The organism is Bifidobacterium simiiventris (assembly GCF_019331715.1).
Lineage (GTDB): Bacteria > Actinomycetota > Actinomycetes > Actinomycetales > Bifidobacteriaceae > Bifidobacterium > Bifidobacterium simiiventris.
This window is the reverse complement of the sequence record NZ_JAHBBG010000016.1, coordinates 1-25,506: the sequence shown is the minus strand read 5'-3', so window position 1 is coordinate 25,506 and position 25,506 is coordinate 1. Positions and strand designations below refer to the sequence as shown.

15 protein-coding genes and 1 tRNA gene are annotated in these 25,506 nt (G+C 58.8%); 10 read left to right on the top strand and 6 right to left on the bottom strand.

Annotation, left to right across the window (positions count from 1 at the left end):
- Nucleotides 1–193: 193 nt before the first annotated feature.
- A complete protein-coding gene (locus tag KIH76_RS10745) occupies nucleotides 194–1,504 on the top strand; it encodes an ATP-binding protein (protein WP_214373628.1) in 1,311 nt (436 codons plus the stop codon).
- Nucleotides 1,505–1,801: 297 nt separating this feature from the next.
- Here the strand turns inward: KIH76_RS10745 and KIH76_RS10740 are convergent.
- Nucleotides 1,802–1,877, bottom strand: a tRNA-Asn gene (locus KIH76_RS10740).
- Between the two features lie 504 nt (nucleotides 1,878–2,381).
- On the opposite strand from KIH76_RS10740, the gene KIH76_RS10735 reads away from it, so the two are divergent.
- A complete protein-coding gene (locus KIH76_RS10735) occupies nucleotides 2,382–4,004 on the top strand; it encodes a glycoside hydrolase family 25 protein (protein WP_338023672.1) in 1,623 nt (540 codons plus the stop codon).
- 34 nt (nucleotides 4,005–4,038) lie between these two features.
- On the opposite strand, the gene KIH76_RS10730 is transcribed toward KIH76_RS10735, so the two are convergent.
- Both KIH76_RS10730 and KIH76_RS11645 read right to left on the bottom strand, forming a co-directional pair.
- A complete protein-coding gene (locus KIH76_RS10730) occupies nucleotides 4,039–5,403 on the bottom strand; it encodes a hypothetical protein (protein WP_219070650.1) in 1,365 nt (454 codons plus the stop codon).
- 74 nt (nucleotides 5,404–5,477) lie between these two features.
- Complete coding sequence (locus KIH76_RS11645) at nucleotides 5,478–7,121, bottom strand: hypothetical protein (protein ID WP_236036992.1); 1,644 nt, start codon at nucleotides 7,119–7,121, stop codon at nucleotides 5,478–5,480.
- Nucleotides 7,122–7,330: 209 nt separating this feature from the next.
- Between KIH76_RS11645 and KIH76_RS10720 the strand changes: the two genes are divergently transcribed.
- The 3 genes from KIH76_RS10720 to KIH76_RS10710 all read left to right on the top strand — a co-directional run bounded on the left by KIH76_RS10720 (nucleotide 7,331) and on the right by KIH76_RS10710 (nucleotide 10,600).
- Nucleotides 7,331–8,299 (top strand): L,D-transpeptidase family protein, encoded by a 969-nt coding sequence (locus KIH76_RS10720; protein WP_219070669.1) that lies wholly within the window; start codon nucleotides 7,331–7,333, stop codon nucleotides 8,297–8,299.
- 74 nt (nucleotides 8,300–8,373) lie between these two features.
- Nucleotides 8,374–9,090: a hypothetical protein gene (locus KIH76_RS10715; RefSeq protein ID WP_219070648.1), complete on the top strand. Its 717-nt coding sequence runs from the start codon at nucleotides 8,374–8,376 to the stop codon at nucleotides 9,088–9,090.
- A 67-nt stretch (nucleotides 9,091–9,157) separates the two neighbouring features.
- The gene (locus tag KIH76_RS10710) at nucleotides 9,158–10,600 is read left to right on the top strand and encodes a DUF6020 family protein (protein WP_219070646.1); all 1,443 of its coding nucleotides are present in this window, start codon (nucleotides 9,158–9,160) and stop codon (nucleotides 10,598–10,600) included.
- Here the strand turns inward: KIH76_RS10710 and KIH76_RS10705 are convergent.
- On the bottom strand, nucleotides 10,559–11,509 hold the full coding sequence (locus KIH76_RS10705; RefSeq protein WP_219070645.1) for a glycosyltransferase family 2 protein: 951 nt from the start codon (nucleotides 11,507–11,509) through the stop codon (nucleotides 10,559–10,561). The genes KIH76_RS10710 and KIH76_RS10705 overlap by 42 nt on opposite strands.
- Nucleotides 11,510–11,642: 133 nt before the next feature.
- Here KIH76_RS10705 and KIH76_RS10700 point away from each other — a divergent pair, with 133 nt between their 5' ends.
- The 5 genes from KIH76_RS10700 (at nucleotide 11,643) to KIH76_RS10680 (ending at nucleotide 21,981) form a co-directional block, all read left to right on the top strand.
- Nucleotides 11,643–13,850, top strand: coding sequence for a DUF7657 domain-containing protein (locus tag KIH76_RS10700; protein ID WP_236036991.1), 2,208 nt, complete (start codon nucleotides 11,643–11,645; stop codon nucleotides 13,848–13,850).
- A 92-nt stretch (nucleotides 13,851–13,942) separates the two neighbouring features.
- Nucleotides 13,943–14,761, top strand: a complete 819-nt coding sequence (locus KIH76_RS10695; RefSeq protein WP_338023670.1) for an ABC transporter permease — start codon at nucleotides 13,943–13,945, stop codon at nucleotides 14,759–14,761.
- Nucleotides 14,762–14,782: 21 nt separating this feature from the next.
- Nucleotides 14,783–15,994 (top strand): ABC transporter ATP-binding protein, encoded by a 1,212-nt coding sequence (locus tag KIH76_RS10690; RefSeq protein WP_219070644.1) that lies wholly within the window; start codon nucleotides 14,783–14,785, stop codon nucleotides 15,992–15,994.
- A gap of 24 nt (nucleotides 15,995–16,018) precedes the next feature.
- On the top strand, nucleotides 16,019–17,827 hold the full coding sequence (locus tag KIH76_RS10685) for a glycosyltransferase family protein (RefSeq protein WP_219070642.1): 1,809 nt from the start codon (nucleotides 16,019–16,021) through the stop codon (nucleotides 17,825–17,827).
- An 8-nt stretch (nucleotides 17,828–17,835) separates the two neighbouring features.
- Nucleotides 17,836–21,981, top strand: a complete 4,146-nt coding sequence (locus KIH76_RS10680) for a glycosyltransferase family 2 protein (protein WP_219070640.1) — start codon at nucleotides 17,836–17,838, stop codon at nucleotides 21,979–21,981.
- 78 nt (nucleotides 21,982–22,059) lie between these two features.
- Here the strand turns inward: KIH76_RS10680 and KIH76_RS10675 are convergent, their stop codons facing one another.
- Nucleotides 22,060–23,088 (bottom strand): glycosyltransferase family 2 protein, encoded by a 1,029-nt coding sequence (locus tag KIH76_RS10675; protein WP_219070639.1) that lies wholly within the window; start codon nucleotides 23,086–23,088, stop codon nucleotides 22,060–22,062.
- Between the two features lie 69 nt (nucleotides 23,089–23,157).
- The gene (locus tag KIH76_RS10670; RefSeq protein WP_236036990.1) at nucleotides 23,158–25,266 is read right to left on the bottom strand and encodes an LTA synthase family protein; all 2,109 of its coding nucleotides are present in this window, start codon (nucleotides 25,264–25,266) and stop codon (nucleotides 23,158–23,160) included.
- Between the last annotated feature and the right edge of the window lie 240 nt (nucleotides 25,267–25,506).

Sequence of the window (25,506 nt, the reverse complement as noted above, 5' to 3'; positions counted from 1 at the left end):
AGCGACCGCTTCCCGCTATTTTCATGGCTTTATACCGCTCATCGGTCTCGTATTCGGATTTTCGTCGTCGGGATATTCGGATTTTGGTAGTTGATATACTCGGATTAATGCTGTTGGGATATTCGGATTTTCGTCGTTGGGATATTCGGATTCGTGCAGTCGATGATGGTGGTCTGTGGAAAGGATATGCGGCATGAGCGGGAGAATCACGAGCGATATGACGCCGGACGGTTACCGTCCACGTATTGTCGACGAACAGATAGCCCGATATCAGCGGATCTTCGGCGCGATCGAAATCGCCGGAACAAAGTGGTGCGGCAAAACGTGGTCGGCCCGCGCCCACGCGGCCAGCATCACCTATGTGGACCGGAACAACAATCTATCTGCGGCCAAAGCTGATCCATCGCTGATGCTGCTCGGTGAACGCCCCCATGTCATTGATGAATGGCAGTTGGTCCCCGCGATCTGGGACGAGGTGCGGCATCGGGTCGATGACGACCATGGGGCAAAGGGGCAATGGTTGTTGACCGGCTCGTCCACACCTCAAGGCGCGCAGGGGCCGCAGCATAGCGGTGCGGGACGGATCGGGCGTATCAGAATGAGCCCGATGAGCTTGGTCGAATCGGGAATATCCTCCGGCGTGGTCAGTCTGAGGGGATTGTTCGAGCATCGCTTCGAGGCGGCGCGTAGCAGTGTCGACACGCGTGGACTGTTGGAAGCGGTCTGTCGCGGCGGCTGGCCGGAAGCGCATGATATGCCAGTGGCCGACGCGCAGATATTGATTCGCGAGTACCTTCGTCTGACGCTGACCGAGAGCGTGGCTCGGCTGGGCAAGAGCCCGGACATTGCTCAGCGGCTGATGGGATCATTGGCCCGCAACATCAGTCAGCCGGTCACCTTCCGCACGTTGAGGAAGGACATGTATGGTGCCGAGGAAAATCTCGATGATTTCGTTTCCGAACGTACCGTTTCCGAATATACGAAGATGTTCGAGGACATGTTCGTCATCGATCAGGTCAGAGGATGGGTGCCTCCGGCGCGTGATCCGAAACGATTGCAGACCAAGCCTCGCCGGTATTTCGCCGATCCCTCCATTGCGGCGGCTGCATTGGGTATGAATCCGAGTGCGTTGATCGATGATTGGCAGACCTTCGGCTTCCTGTTCGAGAACCTGTGCGTTCGTGATCTGCTGGTATATGCGCGAGCCCTGCCGGATATCGGCATGGAACCGGTGCGATACTACCATGATGATTCCGGTCTGGAATGCGATGCGATCGTCGAACTGGTCGATGGCCGATGGGGCGGCATCGAGATCAAGACCAGCGAAGATAAGGTGCCGGAAGCGAATGCGAGCCTATTGCGATTGAAGGAGAAGCTGCTGAAGAACCCTGGGGCGAGGGTCAAGGAACCGGAGTTTCTCGCTGTGCTCGTCGGTGTGGGAGAGTTTGCGTATCGGCAGGATAACGGGATCTACGTGATACCTGTGGGTGTATTGGGTGTGTGAGATGGTGATGTCGGGCAGCGGCGGTCTTTGACTACCTGTGCGGTTGTTCTAGCAGTAAACGGACGCTGAACGGGCCATCTGCGTCCGAATTCCGCTAGAATTTGGGAAATGCTAACGGTAAGCGGACGCCAGTAGGCAGAACAGCGTCCGCTTACCGCTAGAAGACGCCGGCTACTGATTGAATACGGCCCCATGACACGCCCGGATAAGACCACTAACCCCGAAACCACCACTGCGTCGGATGGGGCGGCAAAACGATGAAGACCCCGGAACGTGGGTTCCGGGGTCTTCATCCGATGGCTCCTGCGGCTGGGCTTGAACCAGCGACCGTCCGATTAACAGTCGGATGCTCTGCCAACTGAGCTACGCAGGAATATTTACGCGCTCCGAACGACTTGTTCCGTTCAGTGCAACGGAAGAAGAGAATACTCGGGTTCATCTCCCTGCGCAACTCGGCGTGTCGCGAGCAGTGGGGCCTCAGGCTGTTTCGCGCACACCTGAAGAAGCCGGTCCGCGTGAGGCCGGACGCAGACACGGTCAAGTACGCTGTTGCCGTCACCTGAAGAAGCCGGTCGCCGGTCGGCGGAGGGGCTGCCGTCATATTTGGAATTGGTCGTTGACGACCATGACAGCGGATGGTGATGTTCGCATGTGGTGATGATGTGATCGTCCATCGTCTATCGGAGTCTATCGGACGAGAGATATGGGTATGGTGGAGAGGGCGTGCGGCGGTTGAAGAAGATGTGATGATGGATCGCCGGTTGTGAAGCTTTCGTGAGGAGCATGGATGATGCGGTGGAAATCCGGAAAAGGTCGTGGAACGGTGGCTGTAAGCGTGGCAGTCGCCGCATTGGTATTGGCCGGATCGTTGACGGCGATGCCGGCGGTGGCGCTGACGGATACCGCGGTCGAGGACACCTCAACCGGTGATACGCCGGTCCTGAAGCTGGCCGACCAGCAGCCAATGAGCTCGGATGGCACATCCGGCACCGCCATGCCCGACAATCCCGATGCTGAACTGCCCCAGCAGGTCAGCGAGACCATACCGGATGACGCGACGGTCGTGTCGGAAGAACTGGCGGTGACGTCCGAAGGTGAAGTCAAGGATCTGGAGACCGGTCAGACCGTGACCGACGAGACGATCGTCGGCACACAAGACGCGCCGGCCGATCCGTTGGCGAAAACGGACGGTAAATCGTTCATCCCGATCGATGCGAGCGATGTCAAGGCCGCGGTCGCGGCCAACGGCGGCGACGCGAACGCGCCTGCGGCAACGGCAGAGGGCGACAACGCGGCGGTATCCGGCACCTCCGGAACCATCGCGGAAAAGACGAATCAGACCGCGCACGTCTACGCCGCATCCCTCGGCAACAATCAGTACGGCGCCCACTGGGGCACCTACAACGGATCCGCCGCGTTCTTCGAGGCGGACGGCACCCTGTTCGTCCAGCAGGCCAAGGGCGTGATCGACGTTTCCGAATGGCAGGGCACCATCGACTGGTCCAAGGTCAAGGCCGCCGGCGTGCAGGGCGCGATCATCCGTCTGAGCTTCGGCTACGGCGGTCGTCTGGACGCGCAGGCCAAGCGCAACGTGAACGAATGCAAGCGGCTCGGCATCCCCTTCGGCATGTACATTTATTCCTACGCCGAATCGGCGTCGGACGGCACCGAGGAAGGCAAGGACGTCGTCGCGAAACTCAAGCAGATCGGCGTCAGCCCGAGCGACCTGAGCTATCCGATGTTCTACGATCTCGAGAACTGGACCGGCACATGGGTCGGTCATAAGGCCCCTACCGATCCGAAGGTGTGGAACGGGGCAGTCAACAACTGGTACCGCCAGCTCAACACCGCCGGTTACGAGAACCTCGGCGTGTACTCCTACACCAACTATCTGAATACGGCGCTCAACACCACCAACATCCGCTCCAAGGCGCGCTGGGTCGCCAGCTACGGCGAGAAGACGAACTTCCCGTTCTCCACCAACGACCGAGGATGGCAATACACCTCGCAGGGCAAGATCAACGGCATCAAAGGCTCGGTCGATCTCAACGCTTTCGGCGTGAAGACGGTGGCCACCCACAAGCCGGCCGCTCCGGAACGTCCGGCGATCACCGTATATCGCGTCTACAACCGCAACAGCGGGCTGCACCATTACACGATGAACCGCAACGAGGCCCGCATGCTGGTGTCGCTGGGATGGAACGATGAAGGTGCCTCATTCAAGGTGGGAACTTCCGGTATCCCCGTATACCGCGAATACAATCCCAACGACGGCAACCACAACTGGACGATGAACAGCAACGAGCACAAACACTTGGTCAGCCTCGGATGGCATGATGAGGGCATCGCTTGGTACGTGTCCTCGTCCGACACCGTCAATGTCTACCGTCTGTACAATCCGAACAGCGGCGAGCACGTATACACGACGTCATACGGCGAGTACAAGGCGGTAGGCAAGGCCGGTTGGAAGCAGGAAGGTGTGGCCTGGAAGTCCCGTTAACGGACTTCTGGACTCCCGAAGAGCCCAGAAAAATCTATTGCAACTGCGCGATCGTATACGATACAGGACTGCTCTGGTCTTTCACTACCGGCAGCATCACGGTATCGTTGTCCATCGCGATCGCTGGGCGGGAATATCCAGGCGCGGAACCGAGTTTCTTCACCGTCTGCTGATCGAACCGGAATGCGTATATGTCGGCATTGTCCGCCTGTGAACCGGCTCCCCATACCAGCCAGTCGTCATTGAGAGAGGCAACAACGGTGGGTGTGGCCACATGCAGCCAGGCTACGGGCTTCGAGAAGTCCGAGTTCCACATGCCGATGTAGCTTTCCGCGTTCGTCTGGAGATCGGTCATCGCGATCGCGCGATAGGATGAGCTGGCCCAGACCCCGGTGATGCCCCAGGAATGGTCTTTACCCGAGATCGAGAATACAGTGTTCGATTTTCCTGTTTTAGACGAGTACTGATTCAACGACTGATATGCGACCTTGTCGTCGCCAAGGCTTCTCGCGTCGGAGGCGTACAGCACGCCGTCCGGCACAGCTGCAGGATAGCTGCCGTCGGCGATAGCTTCGGTGTTTTTGCCATCGAGCCTCATTTGCACGATCTTTGTCTTCCATGAGCCATCCTTGATGATATTGGATGCGAAGAAGGCGTTGTCCTCGTTGAACGTCGGCACAATATCGCCGTCGACGGTAGGGGTGTCCTCTCGCTGGTTCAGATCCTTTGCGGTGGCAAGCGTGACGGTTCCGCCATCGGCTGACCATGTCTGGATCCGCCAGTTGTCATAGAGCGTCTGTGCGCTTCCGTTGATGGTGGAGGATCGCCAGACGACCCGTTGCGCGTTGCCGGTGCCGTCCTGCGGTTCGTATGCGCCGGATGTTCTGGCCTGCTTCTGTTCCAGCGGTTTCGTGCCATCCGCGGAGATCATGGCCGCCACATAGGAGGTGATATCGTCGGGGGTGTTGGTGGACGAACCGAATGCCGTGTTTGCGTCGATCGGAATGGAACCGATGACCGAGTAGTCTCCTCCGAACGTCCATGCCCCGGACAGCGTGGCGTCCGTCGCCTGTTGGGAGGCGTCAATGACCGTGGTCGGCGCATCGGCGCCCTTGAATGAGAACGGCAATGACGAATTGTCCTGTTCTGCCGAGACATCATTGCTTGGATTGTCGGAATCGCCGTTGGACGGTGTCGCGGAGCCGTTATTCTGAGTGGTTGCGCTCTGGTTGCCGGGTTGGCCGGATGCCTGGTCCGATCCGTTGCCGCGATGGGTCAGATACAGGCCGAGCGCTGCGGCTATGACGATGATGCATGCCACAGCGCTCGCGATGACCGCGATACGGCGGCGAGCGGACGCCTTGGATTCATTATGGTTATCTGAAATGTTGCTCGCCATGTCGCGTCTTCTTTCATGAAATGGCCGAAGCGGTGCCTGTCTGGATGGTGGGTGATCGGTGCCGAGACCTTTACTCAGCGCGGGGTGATGATACCGGTGTGATCTGCGGTCATCGACACCTGAAGGAAGGTATCGTTGAGCCAGCGCAGATTGTACGTAGACTTGATCGGCGTCAGCGGATCCACAATGGTGACGTTGCCCGTGTACTGGTTGTAACCGTCCACCACGATCGCATGGTCGAACGTGGAATTCGGGTGACCGTTGAGGTGCGGGCCGCCGCGGCGCTCGCCTTCGACCAGCATGGGGGCGTAGCGTGTGTCATAGGAGCGACGCACGGCGTTGCGGATCGTATCGTAGGACGGGCTGGGGTATGAGGTGAAGGAGTCGCTGCCGACCCAACTGTTCATGCCCTTGGCGATGTCGTAGAACATGACGCCGTTCCACTGCATGTTCATGTACCGTGCCAGTGCGTCGACGGACAACGCGGTGCCGCTTGCGGAACGGGTGAAGTTGGCCGCGCGGAAGATCATGTATCCGGAGGTGGGGGCGCAGGTGTTATAGCCTTGGGCCAGCCAGGAGATGTTGTGGCTAAACACGGTCTGCTCGGACTTTCCTGCCGGGCCGACGCCGTACCAGGCCAGTCCTTCGTCCTTCCAGCCGGCCTTGACCAGCATGGTGACCTCGTTGCGGTTCAACGTGTAGTTGTGCGCGCCAGCCTTGGCGTTCTTGTTGTACTGGCGGTACAGCGGATACGCGCGGACTACGTCGGAGGAGTACCAGCCGATGCCTTCGTACTTCCAGCCCTTGCGGACCAGCATATCTCTCTCATGGCTGTTGATCGTGTAGTGGTGGTCGCCCGCGTTCGGATTGTACATGCGGTAGACGGGGGTCGTGGACTTGACCGGTGCACGCCAGCCGATGCCCTCGTAGCTCCAGCCCTTCTCCAGCAGCATCTTCCGTTCGTTGGTGTTCATCGTGTAGAAATGCTCGCCCGAGTTCGGGTTGTACATGCGGTACATGTCGACAGAGCCTTCGGACTTGGTTTTCTTCGCCTCGTTCGCGGTCTTGTTGGCGTCCTTACCGGTGACTTTGCCGTTACCGCCGATCCTCATCTGGATCTCATCGTCAGATTCGTCGTCGGTTGACTTGTTCTCGTCCGATGACGCTTCGTCGGACTGCTTGTCGTCAGTGGCGGCGTTCTTCTGCTCGCTTTTCTCGTCGGTGGACGCCTGCGGTTTGTCTGCCTGCTGTTTGTCTTCGCCGTTGACGTTCCCGGATTGCGTGCCGGTCGTGGCGGAATCTTTCTTGTCCGTGGCGTTCGCGTCACCTGACTGCTCGCCGGTTTCGGTCGTTGCGGATTCGGAATCGGACTTATCGGGCTCGTCGGTAGTACCGGACTGGCCGTCTTGCTGTTCCTGATCCGTATCGCTTGTTTCAGACTCATCCGAGGCCTCGCCATTGGCGGTCTGATCCGTCGTGGTGCCGTTGTCGTCGGCTGCGGAGGCATCCTGCTGATCGTCGGTCGTCGCCGTCTCGTCGGATTGCGCTTCGGTTTGGGTCTCGGCCTGATTGTCGCCGTCCGTCTCGGACTGCTGAACTGGAGCGGACGTCGTGCCGGAATTGGTGGCGGGCTCATCCGTCGGAGTGGATTCCTGCGCCCAGGCCGCCGGCGCGCAGGCGAACAACGCCGTTGCGCACAGTACGGCGGTAGTGGTCAAAATGCTGCGATGAACTCGATCCGTGCGTCGTGACGATCGCATGATACTTCTCTCCCTACTGCACATCGAACATGTCAGGTATAACCCTTCCGTTATAGCAGTTAAGGGGGTCTGAATGAACGTTTGGTGTCGCGGATAAGCGGATGCTGCGGCCCGTTCGGATAATGGCTATGCTGGTGAGCGGGCAAGAAGGAAGGGAGCCAGTGGCGATGTTTCGAATGATGAAGTTGCACGCGATGCGTGTGTTGGGATTGATGGTCGTCGTCGCGGTGTCGGTATTCATGCTGGCCGTGCCCGAAAGCGACGCGATGGCTGATTCCGGCGGCGTGCGTGATATGTACCGTCTGTACAATCCGAACTCGGGCGAGCACTTCTATACCGCCGACGGCAATGAGCGCAACAGTCTGGTGAATGTTGGGTGGACGTATGAGGGCATCGGCTGGCGTGCGCCGGTGAAGTCGAGCGTACCGGTCTACCGTCTGTACAATCCGAACGCGGGCGACCACCACTACACGTTGAACAGCTATGAACGTGATTCGCTTGTACGGGCCGGATGGCGGTACGAGGGCATCGGCTGGTATTCGTCGGACACGAACCGTGCGTATCCGCTGTACCGCCAGTACAATCCGAACGCCAAATCGGGCGCACACAACTACACGTTGAACCGCAACGAGGTCACCATGCTGGTCAAGGCTGGCTGGAAGGACGAAGGACTGGCCTGGTACGGCGTCGGAGGAGGTGCCGCCGCGCCACAGCCGCAGTACCGGCGCTCGTCCGGTGGGGCCTACCCGAATCTCGGCGCTATTGCGAACCTCAACATCGACGTGTCCATTGCCGATCAGCGAGTGTATGTGAAGAGCGGGCCGACCGTGGTCTACACGATGATCGCGTCCACCGGCATGAACGACGCGACGCCGCGCGGCACGTTCCGTATCGGTGATCGTGGAGGTTCCTTCTATAACGCGTCGGAAGGCATGGGAGCCAATTACTGGGTCGCGTTCGAACCGACGAACATGTATCTGTTCCATTCGGTGCCGACCGATGTCGCCGGCCGTTACATCGTTTCCGAAGGCAACAAGCTCGGGCATCCCGCATCCCACGGCTGCGTACGTCTGAGCATTCCCGACGCGCAGTGGTTCTATGGTGTTCCGCGTGGCACTGTGGTCAACATTCACTGACCGCCTATAATGAGTTCTTGGAGCAATCATCGTGGATTCTCCGAAGAGATCATAATGGAGGCAAAGGAGAGAACATGAAGAACATCATGCGTCGTGCGTTCGCGGCAATAGTCGCGATGCTGATGATGTGCGCGTCGTTCGTGGCACTGCCGTCGAGCGCGATGGCCGATACCGGCGGCGTGCGTGACATGTACCGTGTGTACAACCCGAACTCTGGCGAGCACTTCTACACCGCCGACAGCAACGAGCGCGATCATCTGACCGGTCTTGGCTGGAAGTACGAGGGCATCGGCTGGAAGGCTCCGGTCAAGTCGAGCGTGCCGGTCTATCGCATGTACAATCCGAACGTCGGCGACCATCATTACACGATGAACGCCAACGAGCGCGACATGCTGGTCCGCGTGGGCTGGAAGTACGAGGGCATCGGCTGGTATTCGTCGGACACGAACCGTGCGTATCCGCTGTACCGCCAGTACAATCCGAACGCCAAGGTCGGCTCGCACAACTACACGTTGAACACCAACGAGCGCGACATGCTCGTGCATGCTGGATGGAACGATGAAGGCCTGGCATGGTACGGCGTCGGCGGTGGTTCCGCGGCCCCTGCCCCATCCCAGCCCAGCCAACCCGCGGAGCCGTCCGAGCCGTCGGTGACGGGTCGCGTCATCACCCCGGGCGCGTGGTGCAAGAAGTCCGAAGCCGGCGAGAAAGGCGTGAGCAAGACTGGCGAGCAGTATGTCTGCGCCTACCATGACGGTAACAAGATACCGCACTGGTACCCGGCGAACTGACGACGATGGAATGAAGTAGTAGGGCGGCAATCGCGAGATTCCGCCCTATTGCCATGAAAGGGCTCAGATGATCACGAAGATGGCTCATGCCGTCCACAATGTCCGGGAACGATACGTCATCATCGCGGCGATCCTGTCGATTCCCAACCTATGCTGTCTCTACGCGGCATGGCCGGGATTCATCCAAGCCGATCATCAGGCCACCATCACCGGCATCGTCACGGGGGAGCCCTCGCAGTGGCATTCGCTGATGTGGGGATACCTCGCCGTGCCGTTCATGTATTTCACGCCGTCGTACGGCTTCTACGGATTCGTGCAGATCGCGTGTTTCGTTGCGGCTGTCACATTCTCGCTGTATCGGCTGGAGAGGCTCGGATTGTTGTCCGGGAAGGCGTGCATGATCGCGGCGGTGCTGTTCGCGCTGTGTCCCACGTTTCTGATGTACAACCTGCTGTACAGCTCGGATCTGATGTTCGCCTATGCATTGCTGGCGCTTACGGTGATGTTGGTCGAACTGTGCATGACACGTGGCGAGGTGCTGGGACGACGCTGGTTCGTCGTGTCGTTCGGTTTGCTGCTGCTGTTCGCGTTCGAGCTGCGCAAGAACGCGGCCCTGGTCATCGTGTTCGTGTTCATCGCGCTCATGATCCGATATACGGCGATGCGTGTGCGCATCGTGTCTCTGTTCGCCGCCATTGCCGCGGCGATCGTGGCCTTGAACCTGCTGTTCGGCGTGGCGCTACAGGCCCAGCCGTCCCCCTCGCAGGAGATGCTGTCGGTTCCCGCACAGCAGATAGCCCGGGCCGTGCGCGACGATGGCGACATTCCGCAGTCCGCCGCCGCGGTCATCGATACGGTCCGAAGCCGGGAGGATTGGAAGAACCTCTATGACCCCATCACAGCGGATCCGGTCAAGGGCGGCACGGCGTTGACATCCGACTTCGTCAAGGCGTGGTTCGAGATCGGCATCCGCAATCCCCGGTCCTATGTCCACGCATATCTCGACATGATGTATCCGTTCTGGCAGCTCACTCCTGACGCGGGGAACATCATGATCGGCATTGATTTTTCCAATCATGACGAACTGACCATCGGCACATGTAGGAACGCGTGTCGCAGCGGGTATGTGGAACAGTTCTCGACGAAGCAGACCGGGGCTCAGGGCTTCTTTTCTGGCATCTACTACCGTATCGCCGGCATGCGGCTTCCCTTGGTGGCCGACATCATGAATTTCGTGTTCTTCAATCGCGCGCTGCCCTTGTGGACGATGGTCATTGGTCTGTGCGTCGCGGCACGCAGACGTAAGACCAACGATTACATGACAGTGACGATACCTCTGTACGCGACGCTGCTGTCGCTGCTGTGCTTCGCGCCGGTGCCGATGTTCCGGTATTCGCTGCAAATGTACTATCTGCTGCCGGCGGTGCTGCTGTATCTTCGCCGTGTGACAGTCGGCAGGGCCGAATCGTCACTGGTTGCGCAGACGTTGCAGCAAGGCGAACCTGTTTGATTCAAGAATGAACGTTTTGCGGTTGTTCTTGGCGATGACGTCAAGAATGATGCCCGTTACGATGAGCAGCAGTCCGGCGATCACCAGCATGACTGCACCGATCAGCGTCGGGAAATGCGTGACCAGGCCGGTCTGCCAGAATTCGACCAGCACGGAACAGCACAGGACAAACCCGACCAGCCCCACCACGAAACCACTTCCCGCGAAGAACGGCAGCGGCTTGTACTCGCGGATTAGACGGAAGATGGTGTTGATCACCTTGATTCCGTCGCCGACCGTGTCGAGCTTACTGACGGAGCCGACGGGTCGATCGCGGTACTGGATGGGCATCTCGTACAGACGCAGGTTATTGTTCAGCGAATGGATGGTCATTTCGGTCTCGAGCTCGAAACCCCGAGAAAGTATCGGATACGTCTTCGCGAACGTGAAGGTGAACGCACGGTATCCGGTCATGATATCGGTCACGTCCGCGTGAAACAGATTGTTGATCGAGCCGCGAACCAGACGGTTGCCGAAATTGTGGAATGGACGCTTGTTCTCCTTGAAATACGTGGAGCTCAGACGATCGCCGATGACCATGTCGTAGCCTTCAAGCAGCTTGGCGATCATGGCCGGGGCGGCGTCTGCCGGATACGTGTCGTCGCCATCGGCCATGACGTACACGTCGGCATCGATATCCTCGAACATCGCGCGGATGACGTTGCCCTTGCCCTGACGCGGCTCCCTGCGCACGATCGCGCCTTCCGCGGCGGCGATCTGCGCGGTTCGGTCGGAGGAGTTGTTGTCGTACACGTAGATGCTCGCATCGGGCAGGCTCTCGCGGAAGTCCCTGACGACTTTGCCGATGGTCTGCTCCTCGTTGTAACAGGGCAGCAACACCGCGACTTCCGGGGACTGTTTGGAAACCATGACGTGCATCCTTCTCTCGGTGAACCTGCGCAGCTCAGTATACCGCGCGACGCGGCATTTCCGTCTCGCCTCATAAGGCCGCCGCGGACGGGGAACGCCGCCTTGCTATGATGCAGGAATAGGTCCACAGGGTATGTCGTTGAAGGAAAGGCGTCGCTTGGGTATGCGCAGACTCCGGAAAGCCATTGATGTATACGGAAGGGAAGCGCTCGCGATATTGGTGGCGATGGCGGCGTCCGCCAGTCTGACCGCGGTCTCGCCCCGGTTTCTGAGCCTGTTGTTTCATCTGGACAGCATTGATACGACTCGGTCGGTCGTCATCATTCGTTTTCTATGGTTTGCGATGCCGGTGTCATTGCTGTGTTTTTTGTTGTTCTGCGGGCCCCGTCGCACCGGCGAATGGCTGCACCGGTATCGGTGGGCCATCGGGGCCGCGCTCATCGCTGTAGCGGTGTTACTGAATGTCAGCGGGTCGTCGTTGGGTATGTGGGACGATTGGCTTGGCCATGACATGTCGCAAGGCGTCGTGTGGGGCACCCCGCGCAGCATCCGTTCGGACGAATACATCGTCGGCACTCCGCTCGCGTTCTCGCAGGCGTACAACGACTACGGATACTTTAATGCTCTGTTCGGCAACAAGTCCGCCGATATGTTCATCATCAAAGACGCTCCCGTCATCACGTGGGCGGAGATCTTCCGTCCGTTCCACTGGGGATACCTCGTATTCGGCAGCGCCCGTGGACTGGCGTTCTATTGGTCGGCTCGCCTGGTCGTACTGTTCTTGACGGCGTATGAGTTCTTCCTGTGCATTGTCAATGAGCGCGTCGATGGCGTGCGGTCCGAACAGGTGAAGCATAAGGGCGTGGCCTGTCTGGGCGCATCCTTGATCACGTTTGCGCCGTTGACGCAATGGTGGTTCGCGGTGAACTCCCTGCCGGAGATGCTGATCGCCGTGTTCACGGCCATCGTATGCTTCGATCGGTATTTGCTTGACCCGCGTTCCAGCAGGAGGGCGGCGTACCTGGCGGTAATCTGCGGATGCGCTGGTATGTACGTTTTGTCGTTGTATCCGGCTTGGCAGATCACATTGGGATATGTGCTGGTGATGCTCATCGCATTCACGATCGTGCGCCGCTGGTCGCACATCCGCATATGTGCCGTCGACATCGTGGTCATCATGGGAGAACTGCTGCTGTTCGCCGGCATCATGGCCACGGTCGTCGTGTTGTCGTTCGATACGATTCAGTCGACGATGAGCACGGTATATCCGGGGTCGAGGAAGTCAGTCGGTGGCGGGTACCAGTGGCCGCAGCTGTTGTCGTCGACGGCGACCCTGATGCTGCCGTTCAAGGAATTCGTGGTGAAGAAGGGCGTCGCCCTGAATACGGTCGAGATCTCGCTGTTCGTGGACCTGTTTCCGATTGGCATCGTGCTGTCCGTGATCAATATGGTAAGGGTCCGCAAGGCGGACGTGCTGAGCATCCTGCTGATCGTGGTCGTGACGATACTTGCCGTGTTCATGTGCGTCGGGTTCCCGCTGTGGCTTTCCTCGGCGCTGATGCTGACGGCTGTGCCATCAGGGCGCGCCATGGTGGCTTTCGGTGTGGCCAATATTATCCTACTGGTGCGTGCGGTGGCGCAACGGCAATGGCATTTGCCCGCGGTGTGGATCATCCTGATCGGCATCGCTTACACCGCCGCCGACATATGGGGGGCGCACCGGGTGTATTCGGTGTATATGGATCTGCCGGCCTGTCTGGTATGCCTTGCCCTCTGCGTCATGCTTGCAATGTCGGTGCTTCCGCACCAGGTCGCCGTGCGATCTGTGGCAATGATCGCGTCCGTGGCGGTGCTGTTCGTATCTGGCATGTCGGTCAACCCGGTGCAGCATGGCACCGCGCCGCTGACCGGGCAGCCGATGGTCGCTCAGGTACGATCCGTGCAGCAGAACGATCCCGGCATGTGGGTGACGGATGGCACGGACAGCGCGATATTGGCCAACCTGCTGGTCGCCAACGGAATCCGCACATTGAACGCGTTGGAGGTGACTCCTGATATGGGCACCTGGCGCAAGCTCGATCCCGACGGTGCTCAGGAAAAGATATACAACCGATACGCCTATATCTCCGTCAACCTTGAACAGGACGCGCAACAGACGTTCCAGCTGATCTCTCCGGATATGTATCTGCTTCGCGTTTCTCCCGCTCAGCTGAAATCGTTGGGAGTCTCCTACATTCTGACGGACAAGGATCTGACTGCACAGCGGTTCGACGGATATGCGTTCGAGCAGGTCGGGCAAACGATCGACGGGCGTACGCCTTATCGGATCGTAAAGCGATGAGCCGTACCCCCGGTGCTTCTCCAATCCGGCAGGTAATGTTGATGTTTGGCTGATAGAACATACGGTTTCGCTGTGTTTGAGGAGTTGTGTCTGTGAATAACATTCTGGAGATTTTCACGAGGAAAAATCGTCTGCTGCTCAGTGCCATGGTCAGCACGGATTTCAAGCTTCGATACCAGCAGTCAGCCCTTGGGTACCTGTGGTCGATCCTAAAACCGCTTATGCTGTTCACCATCATGTATATGGTGTTCGTGCGGTTCCTTAAGTTCGGCGCCGACGTACCGCATTTTTCTGTCGGTTTGCTGCTTGGCATCATCATGTGGAACTTCTTCAATGAGGCGACGACCGGTGGCATGTTGTCTGTTGTCAGTCATGGCGATCTCATGCGTAAGATCAACTTCTCCCGTTATACGGTCACATTGTCCGCCATCGCCAGCGCTCTCATCAATTTCGGCATCAACTTTGTGGTGGTGCTCATCTTCGCGCTTATCAATGGCGTACAGCTGCGTTGGTCGGCGTTCCTGGTGATTCCGATCTTTCTCGAGCTGGCGGTATTGTCCACCGGTATCGCGTTCTTTCTTGGTGCGTTGTTCGTTGATTTTCGCGATCTTAACCCGATCTGGGAGGTCGTAATGCAGGCTGGATTCTACGCCACCCCGATCATCTACCCGATCTCCTTGGTCACCGTACAGGCCGGGCCAATGGTGTCCAGACTCATGTACTTTAATCCGATCACACAGATCATACAGGATGCTCGCCATGTGCTCATTGCGCCGGAGAACCCGACGGTATGGCAAGCGTATGGCCACCACTGGGTCGGCCTGGTGCCGGTGGCACTGTGCATATTGATTTTCGTTGGCGGCTTGCGATTCTTTACCATCAAGTCCGAGAATTTTGCCGAGCTGGTATGACGGAAAGGAGCAATCGCAATCATGCCGAATAACACGTTGCCCGACAACGTTGCACTGCGCGTCACCGACGTTACCAAGGACTTCCGTCTGCCCACCGAGCGCACGAGCACGCTCAAAAGCGCCCTGTTCAGCCTTGTGCGCGGCACCACCGGCTACAAGATGCAGCACGTGCTCAAAGGCATCTCCTTTGAGGTCAACAAAGGGGACTTCTTCGGCATCGTCGGCAAGAACGGCTCTGGCAAGTCCACGCTGCTGAAGATCATCTCCCAGATCTACACGCCGAACTCGGGTAGCGTGCAGGTCAACGGCAAACTCGTGCCGTTCATCGAACTCGGTGTCGGTTTCAACCCGGAACTGACCGGACGCGAGAACATCTACCTCAACGGCGCGATGCTCGGCTTCAGCCACGAGGAGATCGACGCGATGTACGACGACATCGTCGCCTTCGCCGAGCTCGAGGACTTCATGGAGCAGAAGCTCAAGAACTACTCGTCTGGCATGCAAGTGCGACTGGCGTTCTCCGTGGCCATCAAGTCGAAAGGCGACATTCTCGTGCTCGACGAGGTGCTTGCCGTCGGAGACGAAGCGTTCCAGAAGAAGTGCCAGGACTACTTCTTCGAAGCCAAGCGTGAAAAGAAGACCATCATTCTCGTCACTCATTCCATGGGCGACGTGCGCAAGTACTGCAACAAGGCCATCCTTATCCAGGACGGTAAAATCACAAAGATGGGCAAGCCCGACGAGGTCGCCAACGCATACTCGAACATGTTCCTCGAAAAGCAGCAGCAGGTCGTCGTCGAGACCAACAAGAAGGTCGAACTCGAAACCGGCAACGGCATCAAGTTCGATTCCATCAACGTCACCATAGACGGCAAGGAGCGGCAGCTCATCGACATCAACGAGGACTTCGTTGTCACCGCGAACATCGAATGCGAACGCGACATCGAGGACGGTGTTTTCGCGATCAATCTGATCGATCAGGAGGGGCGCGTGTCCGTGGCCACGTCCACGAAGGTCAAGGACGAGCATATGACGTTCAGCAAGGGCAGACATCAGGTGCGCTTTGAGATCGAGAATGTGCTACCTTACGGCGACTATCACATCAACATCGCCGCCGCGTCCGGCTACGAGCTGCTGCTCAAGCAGGAGAACGTGTACAAGTTCGGCGTGAAGAAGGACCGCTTCTACAATCAGGTGCTCACGCATCCGCATGTGGACATCATCGTGGACTGACCAGACGACAGGCGGGAGATACCGATGGGATCGTTGACTCGAGAGCGGACCTTGTTCGCCGCGCGCCGCGTCCTGATCACGCAGAGCGTGCTGGCGAACATCGGCGGTAGCGAGGTGCAGGCAGTTGAGCTGGCGCGCTTCTTCCGCAGTCGCGGCGCGGACGTGACGTTGTTCGCGTGGCAGGTCGACGATCCCATGCGTTCGATCGTCGAGTCCGAGGGCTTTCGCGTGACGTTACGGTTCGATCCCGCCGCCGATAGGCTGCACGTGGCCGATTTCGACGTGATTTGGGTGCAGCACGAGGTGTTGCCCGAGTCGGTGATCCGTGACCTTGCCCGAAGCGCCGACGACATCGGCGATACTGCTGCCGGCGGAGTCGATGTGCCGGCCATGCCGGGGGAGCGCTCGCGGTGCCGTTTCGTGTTCTCGCATATGTCGCCGTTCCGCGAGCTGTACATGGAGTTTCCGTATCTGCGCGGCTTGGAGCCGTCCGTCGCGTCGATGAGCGTGTTTAATTCGGCGGAGACGTTGGAATCGCAGTCCGAGTTCCTGCCGTCGGACGATGCGCGCGTGATGGTGTATCCGAATCCCGCTCCACTGGAATACGCTGACTGCGATCCGGTCGATACCGATGAGACATGCGACGGCGGACATTCCGGTCTGCGTCGTGTTCTCGTTGTGTCGAACCACGCTCCCGGCGAAGTGGTCGCCGCAATGAACGAATTGGCCGCACGCGGCTGCCAGGTCGACTATCTGCGCGAGGTCGCCGCCGTGGACGGTGGCTCACGCATTACGTCGGTCGATCTGCTGTCGCGTTACGACTGTGTGGTCACGATCGGCAAAACCGTGCAGTACTGTCTGGTCGCCGGCATCCCGGTGTACGTGTACGATCATTTCGGCGGTCCGGGTTATCTGAACGACGACAATCTCGAACTTGCGAACCATTACAACTTCTCCGGCCGTATGAAACCGTATTCGCGCTATCTGACCGAGGCGCGTAACCAGGCCACCGGCGTGCGTGTCACGGACACGGGTGCATTGGCCGACGACATCCTCGACGGCTACGATCGGGCCCGCTTGTGGCAGCGTGCGCATCGCGCCGAATTCGTGAAACGGTACGGCATCGCATCGGTTATGGACCGGTTGTTCGCACGCATCGACGCCGAAGCATACGAACGCCCCGCTTTGAGTTCTGACACGATCGCTTACCTGACCCAAGCGCAGCGCACGTACGCCGACTTCACTGTCGAACGCCGCGACCTCATCAAACCAGACCGGGACTTCTACGCGCAGCGCGCGCAGGTGTTTGCCTCGGACGACGGCATGTTCCATGTGAGTGGGCTCGTTCAGTCCTTGCCGCTCACCAAGCAGATCTCGTTCGAGATCGATCCCGAAATCGCCGGCCACATTCGCATCGACTATGGCGAACGCCCCTGCACGGTCAGCGGGTTTACGGTCGAAGACGTTGACCGCGCTCAGATCCGGGTCGAATCGAACGCGTTCCATGAAGCGGACGACGAGTATGTATTCCTTTCTGGCGACCCGCAGATCCTGCTGACGTTGCCGCCGGAACGCACTGGCACGGTGACCGTGCGGGCCACGGTGCTGAGTATGACCTCGTCGGGGCCTGTGATTGACCACATGCTTGACCGCATGCGCCAACGGGACGCCCAGCGCGCTGAGAACAGTGCGCTGCTTGAAAGCCGGCTGGCCGAAGCCGAACGGCACGCCGAACTGGCCGAACGGCATATACGGGACATCGAGGAGTCGAAATGGTGGAAGCTCGGAGAGTGGCTGCGCGCCGCGCTTCACAGCGTCAGGAAGAGTAAGTAGGAGTAGGTATGTACGTCATTCTGGACAACTACAGCTACCGCGCCGAAGTGGAAAGCTGCACCACGGATTTTCGCACGGCCGCAGATGGCATGCGCATCGAGGAATGGGTGCTGCGCGGTTGGTCCCTGGATCTGGTGCGCAAACGGGCGCTTGAAATCGTGCTGCCCAAAGGCACGAACGGCACGATCACGTCGCTGCCGAGGCAGGACGTGGCTCGACAGTTCGACTTCGACGATGAGAACGACATCGGCTTCGAACTGCACGTGCCGAAAACGGATACAGCGTTTGACATCGTCTTCCGTGAATCCGCAGGCGACGTCACGCAGACGCTCGACCTGACGGCCATCAACGACTCCTTCGAGCGTCAGAAGAAGGAGGACGTCGAGCGTCGACTCATCCGCATCGCCGCGCAGCTGCTCACGGCCGAAGGCTGGCGCAAGGCCGCGCAGAAAATCAACGACCGCATCCATCCTCCCGTCGACTATTACAGTCAGTGGATTAAGGACAACGAACGCGGCACCGCGGCGCAGGCCTCCGCCGAACAGCGCGACTTCACCATCAAGCCGCTCGTGTCCATCGTTGTGCCCGTGTACAACGTCGAAGAACGCTGGCTGCGACGGTTCGTTGAATCCGTGCAGCAGCAGTGGTACTCGAACTGGGAACTGTGCATCGCCGACGACCATTCCAGCGCCGCGCACGTGCGTCCGGTGCTCGAAGAGCTGGCCGCTGCCGACAAGCGCATCAAGGTCACGTTCCGCACCGAAAACGGCCGAATCTCCGAAGCGACCAATTCGGCTATCGCATTGGCGACCGGCGACCTTGTCGGCTTCATGGACAACGACGACGAACTCGCCCCGCAAGCTCTGCACGAGATCGTCAAGGAACTTAACCATCATCCGGACACTGATTTCTTCTACACCGACGAAGACAAGATCTCCGAAGAAGGTCAGCGCTTCGACCCGTTTTTCAAGCCCGATTGGTCACCGCACCTGCTGCTCGGCCACAACTACATCACCCATTTCACCGTGGTCTCCCATGACCTGCTGAACAAGGTCGGCCCACTACGCTCCGAATTCAACGGTAGCCAAGACTACGATTTCGTACTACGAGCCACTGAGCAGGCCAAGCGCGTCGTGCACATCCCGCAAATGCTCTACCACTGGCGCACCATCGCCACGTCGGTCGCAGGTAATCCCCGCAGCAAAATGTACGCGTACGAGGCCGGTCGCCGCGCAATCGAAGCCGCATACGAGCGTCGCGGCATCACTGCCACGGTGACCATGCTTGACAATCTCGGCACGTACAAAAGCGACTTCTCGCATGCCGACACGCCTCGCGTCGGCATCATCATGGCCGGATACTCGGCCGACGGAGCCGAGCGCATCAAGCGCATCACCGACTATCCGCAGTGCGACTTCATCAACGCGGTCACCACCGACGTGACGGAATACATCAAGCAGAGCAACACCGAATATGTCGTGTTCCTCAATGGCATTCAGCCGGACAACGGCAGATGGCTGAAGGAAATGCTCAACTTTTTCGCCGATCCGACCATCGGCGTCGTGACCGGCAAAGTCGTCACGCCGCAGCAGCGTATCGTCAACGTGGGCGTCACGCTGCGCGCACTGCGCTCTAGCGACCCATTCGAGGCCCGCGGCGACCTCGACACCGGCATCGGCTACTACTTCCGCACCGTGCTGCCGCGCGACATCTTCTCCGCCACCGAAGACTGTCTCGCCACGCGCGCCGCCGACTTCCTCAGTCTCGGCGGATTCGACCGATCTCTGGCGGACGGACTGCGCGGCATCGACTATTGCGTACGACTGCACGCCGCCAACGGCCGTACCGCACTGTTCGACCCGTACGCGCTGTTCCGCGACTCGCGCAAGCAGCCGCTCGATATCGCACAGCACGACATCCGCGACTACTGCTCCGTGCACAAGCATCTTGTCGATCCGTTCGCGGCCGCATACTATCCGCCAAGCAAACACGACGGCAACGCCGCCCCCGCATATGGTGTCACGTATTCGATTGATGAATTCACCTGCGAGCATGGCGACGGCGAAGACACACTGACCGTGCGCGGCTGGGCCGCCGACCTCAACAGCAACGACGAGGTCGACGTCGCCGTGCGGGTCAACGATAAGGACATCGACGCGGACATCACCCGCTCGGTGCGCTTCGACGTCAGCCACATGCTCATGATCCCCGAGAAAACGCAGGTCGGCTTCGATCTCACATGTACCGTCAAGCCGGGAGACAAGGCGGAACTCGTGCTGGATGCTTCCGCAGATAGCAAGACGATCCTGCTCGACGACAGTGTGAAAGTGGCCCAGGCCAAAAAGCGCTCGCCGATCTACAAGCTGGCCCGCGCCGCATTTCGCGCGGCTCGAGATCGCAAGGCCATCCTGCGGTTCGTGCGCGATCGCTACATCCGCCCGCAGCAGGAACGCAAGGTCTACCTTGACCACATCGCAGCGACCGAACGCTACGACGAGGCCGCGGTGCGCGCCGACATCGCCGGCTTCGTGCACAGGCCGCTGCTGTCCATCGTCGTGCCCGTGTACAACGTCGAACCGCAGTGGCTCAAGCGTTGCGTCGAATCCGTGCAACAGCAGTATTACACGAACTGGGAGTTGTGCCTGGCTGATGACTGCTCTACTGACCCGCGTGTGCGCCCGATGCTCGAGCAAATCGCCACGTCCGACCCGCGCATCAAGGTCACATTCCGTGAGAAGAACGGCCATATTTCGCGCGCAACCAATTCGGCACTGGAAATCGCAACCGGTGACTACGTGGTGCTCATGGACAACGACGATGAACTGCCGCCGTTTGCACTGTACGAGGTCGCCAAATGCGTCAACGAGCATCCCGACGTGGACCTTATCTACTCCGACGAGGACAAGATCGACGCGCATGGTCACCGCAGCGACCCGACGTACAAGCCGGACTGGTCGCCTGACCTGCTGATGAGCACCAACTACATCAGCCATCTAGGAGTATATCGGCGTTCCATCGTCGAGGAGCTCGGCGGATTCCGATCCGGCTACGAGGGAGCACAGGACTACGATCTCGTGCTGCGCTTCACCGAGAAAACCGACAAGACACGCATCCGGCACATCGCCAAAGTGCTCTATCACTGGCGCATGCTGGCTACGTCCACCGCATCCGACCCGCATTCCAAGAACTACGCATTCGTCGCGGGCCGCAAGGCGCTCGAATCGGCGCTGGAACGCCGCGGCATTGCCGGCAAGGTCGTCATGTCCGAGCTCAACGGTATCTACGACGTCGACTATGACATAGCCGACCCGGCGCTCGTGTCCGTGATCATCCCCACCAAGAATGGCTACGACAACATTGAACGCTGCATCACATCCATTCTCGACAAAACCACGTATCCGAACTACGAAATCATCATCGCGGACAACGGCAGCACCAACCCGAAGATGTTCGACCTGTACGAGCAGCTCGAACGCCGGGCCGGCGATGAGCATCCGATTCGCGTCGAAAGCATCGATATCCCGTTTAACTTCTCGCGCATCAACAACATAGCCGCCAAGAGCGCGCGAGGCAATTACCTGTTGTTCCTCAACGACGACACGAAGGTGATCGCGCCTGATTGGATGGGGACGATGGTGAGTCTGTGCCAGTTTGATCGTGTCGGTATGGTCGGAGCGAAGCTGAGCTACCCAAACAACCGCATTCAGCATGCCGGAGTGGTGCTTGGCCTTGGCGGCGTGGCCGGCCACGTGCTTGTCGGTACGCCGCGCAACTGGATCGGTCGCTATGGACGTCTTATGGAGAACGCGAACTATTACGCGGTCACCGCAGCCTGCTGCATGATTAAGACCGGCGATTTCTGGGCGGTGAACGGTTTCGACGAATCGTTTGATGTGGCATACAACGATGTTGACCTATGCATTCGTGTGCATGATCAGCTCGGCAAAGACAATGTGATGGCGCATCAGGCCGAACTGTTCCACTTTGAGTCAGTTACGCGTGGCTATGATACGAAAAGTCAGCAGAAACTGGAACGCCTCGAGCATGAATCTGACCGAATGCGCAAGAAGTATGCGACGATCATCAATAACGACCCGTATTATAATCCCAACTTGACGCGAATAGGTGGGGATATGGGCATCCGTAGGGGATGACGATGATGTTCTGATGTAATGGGGAAGCCGAAGAGGCACTGCTTTCGACCTTCCCATTACATCAGGGCTTACAGCGCATCAAATGATATTTTTAATCCTGCGATCGTAGATATGCTTTTCTATGAGCCTAATGCGGTACAACGAGAAGCAAATGCATCGTTGCCATGGTGCTAGCGTTGAGATCAGTCCCCGTATGGTTTGCATATCCGTATGGCATATTCGCTGATTGTCAGGTTGCATTGCATCCGGGGCATGGGCTGCCTCGTGATGCTGCTCAATCATGATGTAATAGCTGCGAGCAGGCGTGATGCCGCGGTCCAGAGCATACCGGAAGTTTGCGATGCCGGCCTGCACGTTGTCATGGAAGAACGCTGCTCCGGCCTCTTTGTGCGTCACCGATCCTGCCGATTGCAACCAGTTGTAGAGATTCACGTCGATATCGGCCACTTTGTTCATGCGCGAGTACAGTTCTCCGGAAACCATCACATCCTGCGCATACATGCCTTCGGGGAACCGCAGGCCATCCCACAGCTTTCGCCGATACAGCCGGCACCAGTTCGCCTCGTTGAAATACCGCGCTTCGGTATTGCGCCCGAACACGTCGCCCAGCATGCGCAGGGTTTTGCAGAACACCGTCTGATAGGCGAGAAGCGGATTGCGGAACACGGTGATCCTCTTTGGTTCGTCCGCACCGATCGCGGCCTCCCGAGCCACGGTCTCCAACTGCGATACGCCGAACTGGCGCCAACGCGCCTTGCTCATATCGGCGCCGGTCGATTCGAGCGCGTGCAGCAGCAGCTCGATGTTCCGCCTGTCGAGGATATCGTCGTTGTCCACGAACGCGATGTAGTCACCGGAAGCGGCGTCCAGTCCTGTGTTTTGGGCTTTGGCGATGCCGCCGTTGGGCTGGTGAATGACCGTCACTCGTGGATCGGCTGCCGCGTATTCGTCGCAGATTGCCGGCGATGAGTCTGTCGCACCGTCATCCACGAGAATCACCTCGAGGGTGCGATGGCTCTGCGCAAGGACCGAGTCGACGCAATGGCGCAGATATCGTTCCGAGTTGTACACCGGAACGATGATCGAGACAAGGCTGTTGGCGGTCATGGACGAGGACTTCCTAGGTCGCGTTGTACGGTTATCGACTGTTCCAGTATGTCACAGACTCGCAGGATGTCACTTCGACGCGACCGTGAAGAAATCGGTATCGTCAAGATATCCCTTACCGGCGGTCATATCGTATTGGACCAGTTCGTAATCCGTGATGAGTCTCCTGGCCTTGCTGGAAAGATCCTTGTACCGCACGGGATTGCCTTCGGAGTCCAGATAGATGGTGGAGGAGTCGTCTCCGAATCCATGTGTGCCAAGCACCAGCCGTCCCAGAGCGGGAATCTCCTCATGGACCTGACGTAGCATCTCGAGATACGCGGAGATCTTGGCATCCATATGTTCGGACGCCATCGTCATGAAGAAATTGGACGAGGCGTAGCTTGATGTTCCCGCGTCGATCTTCGTGTTGCCGGCCGACGCCTGGTTCGACCAGATGAAGTAATCGGTCTCGTGCAGCGCCAGCGTATTGTTCTCGTCGCTGGCGGCGGTCTGGTAGATGCCCGGCAGATGGTCGCCGTAGAAGATCACCGTGACGGGCTTGGACATCTGGTCGAGTTGGGAGAGGAAATCCGCCGTGGCCTGATCGGTGAGGCTGACGCCCTTCGCATAGGTGTCCACGGAGGTCTTCTCGTCGCCGGAGATCGCAGAGGCGTCGGCTTCCTTGAACTGGTTGTCCGCGTACCAGTCGTTGTAGGGCATGTGATTCTGCATAGTGACGAGTTGCACGAACTGATGTTTCGCCCCGTTGGCGTTCAAGGCGTCCACCACACTCTGATACGCCGCCGCGTCGCTGGTGACCGGCGCGTTGTCGATGCGGTCCTGATGCGCGATGGGCGGGTTGCTGTCGAGCGTGTAGAAGTGGCTGAATCCGAATTTCTTGTAGTCCGAATCGCGCAGGTACATGTTCTTCACGTACGGGTGGAACGCGATCGATCCTTCCTCGCCGTATTTTGCGTTCCAGATCTGGTTGAACGTGTACGGGTTCTTCTGGTGCGGCACGAGCTCCTGGTACGGCGACTGCATGGAATCGTCGAACAGGCCCATACTCAATCCGGTCAGAGCCTGGTATTCGATGTTCGCGGTACCGCCGCCGTATCCGGGCGAGAGCATCAGGCCGGAGGTTGTCGTGGTTTTCAGCGCGCGGATGTTCGGCATCGGATCCTCGGTGAACGTGATGCCGGGCACGCGCGTCGGGTCGGAGAACGACTCGGACAGGATCATGATCACCGTGCTGTCGGTGAAATTGTTCGTGCGTTCGGTGTTGGTTTGCTTTGCCGCGGTCGAATACCGCTGAGCCAGTTCCTGCATCGCGGCCTTGTTGTAGCCGTCCGGCTTGTCCATCGTCTTCGCGTGCGCCAGACGCAGAAAGTTCATCGCCGGGCCGTTGGCACGGGCATCGCCAAGCGAATCCCATAACTGCGCGGCGTCTCCCATGCTCGTCGCCCACTCGTATGACCACGAGCCGGGGATGCCGAGATTCCACGTGAACGAGAACAGGGTCGCGGCGCTCACGATCACGGTGACAAGCCGCGTGCAGTTGCCGGCGATGACCTTCGGATTGCGGAACGGATGCTTCCAGCGGAACGGGATTACACAGGTGCGGCGATCGAGGATTTGTAACGCTACACAGATCACCACAAGCAGCACAAGCCCTTTGATCGAACGATGCACCAAGGCAAGATCATCCTGCGGAATGAACGACCAGATCTCGCCGGTATTGCCGCCGGACAGGAAACTCAGGTCGGAGGGGATGATCGGCTCGCTGCGCAACGCGACCTTGATATGGTTGGCTACCGCGAACACCAGCATGACGGACGAGAATACGGCCGTCGCGATCCAGAACCGGTTGAGCAGGAACACCAGAACCAAATAGATCAGGCCGAGTACCAAAAAATTGAGCAAGGCATTGCGTTGCTGGAATAGCCAGACCTGCACCACGAATTTCGTGAGCTGCCCGGCAATGCTATTCCACGCCTTCGTCGACGTGTCGACCGCGTTGGGATCGGCATACGTCGGTTCCGCATAGACGCTCCACTGCAGCAGCAAGGTGGCCGAAACCGTGACGATCGTGAAGACGACCGCGTAGAACGCGTATGAAAAGCGGATACGTCTGTTCCACAGGTTTCGTGCGATATCGAAGGCTGTGTTCAATATGGTGCCGAATCGGGACTGCATGAACGGTTCCATCCGCGTGCGGCATCGCGCGCAGAACCTGGCGAATCCGAAACGGTCTTCGACCGGGCGCTGCGCAGTCGTGTCCGCTGAATCAGATTGTGGGTCGGAAGAAGGGCTATTCGCTGTTTGTGGTGGGTGATGGTCAGGTGGTGGTGACGGCTTTGAGGTCGAGTTTGCCGCAGGTCAGGTAGATCATGGTGGCGAAGTAGTCCATGTTGCGGAAGCCCCTCGCCCGTCGTT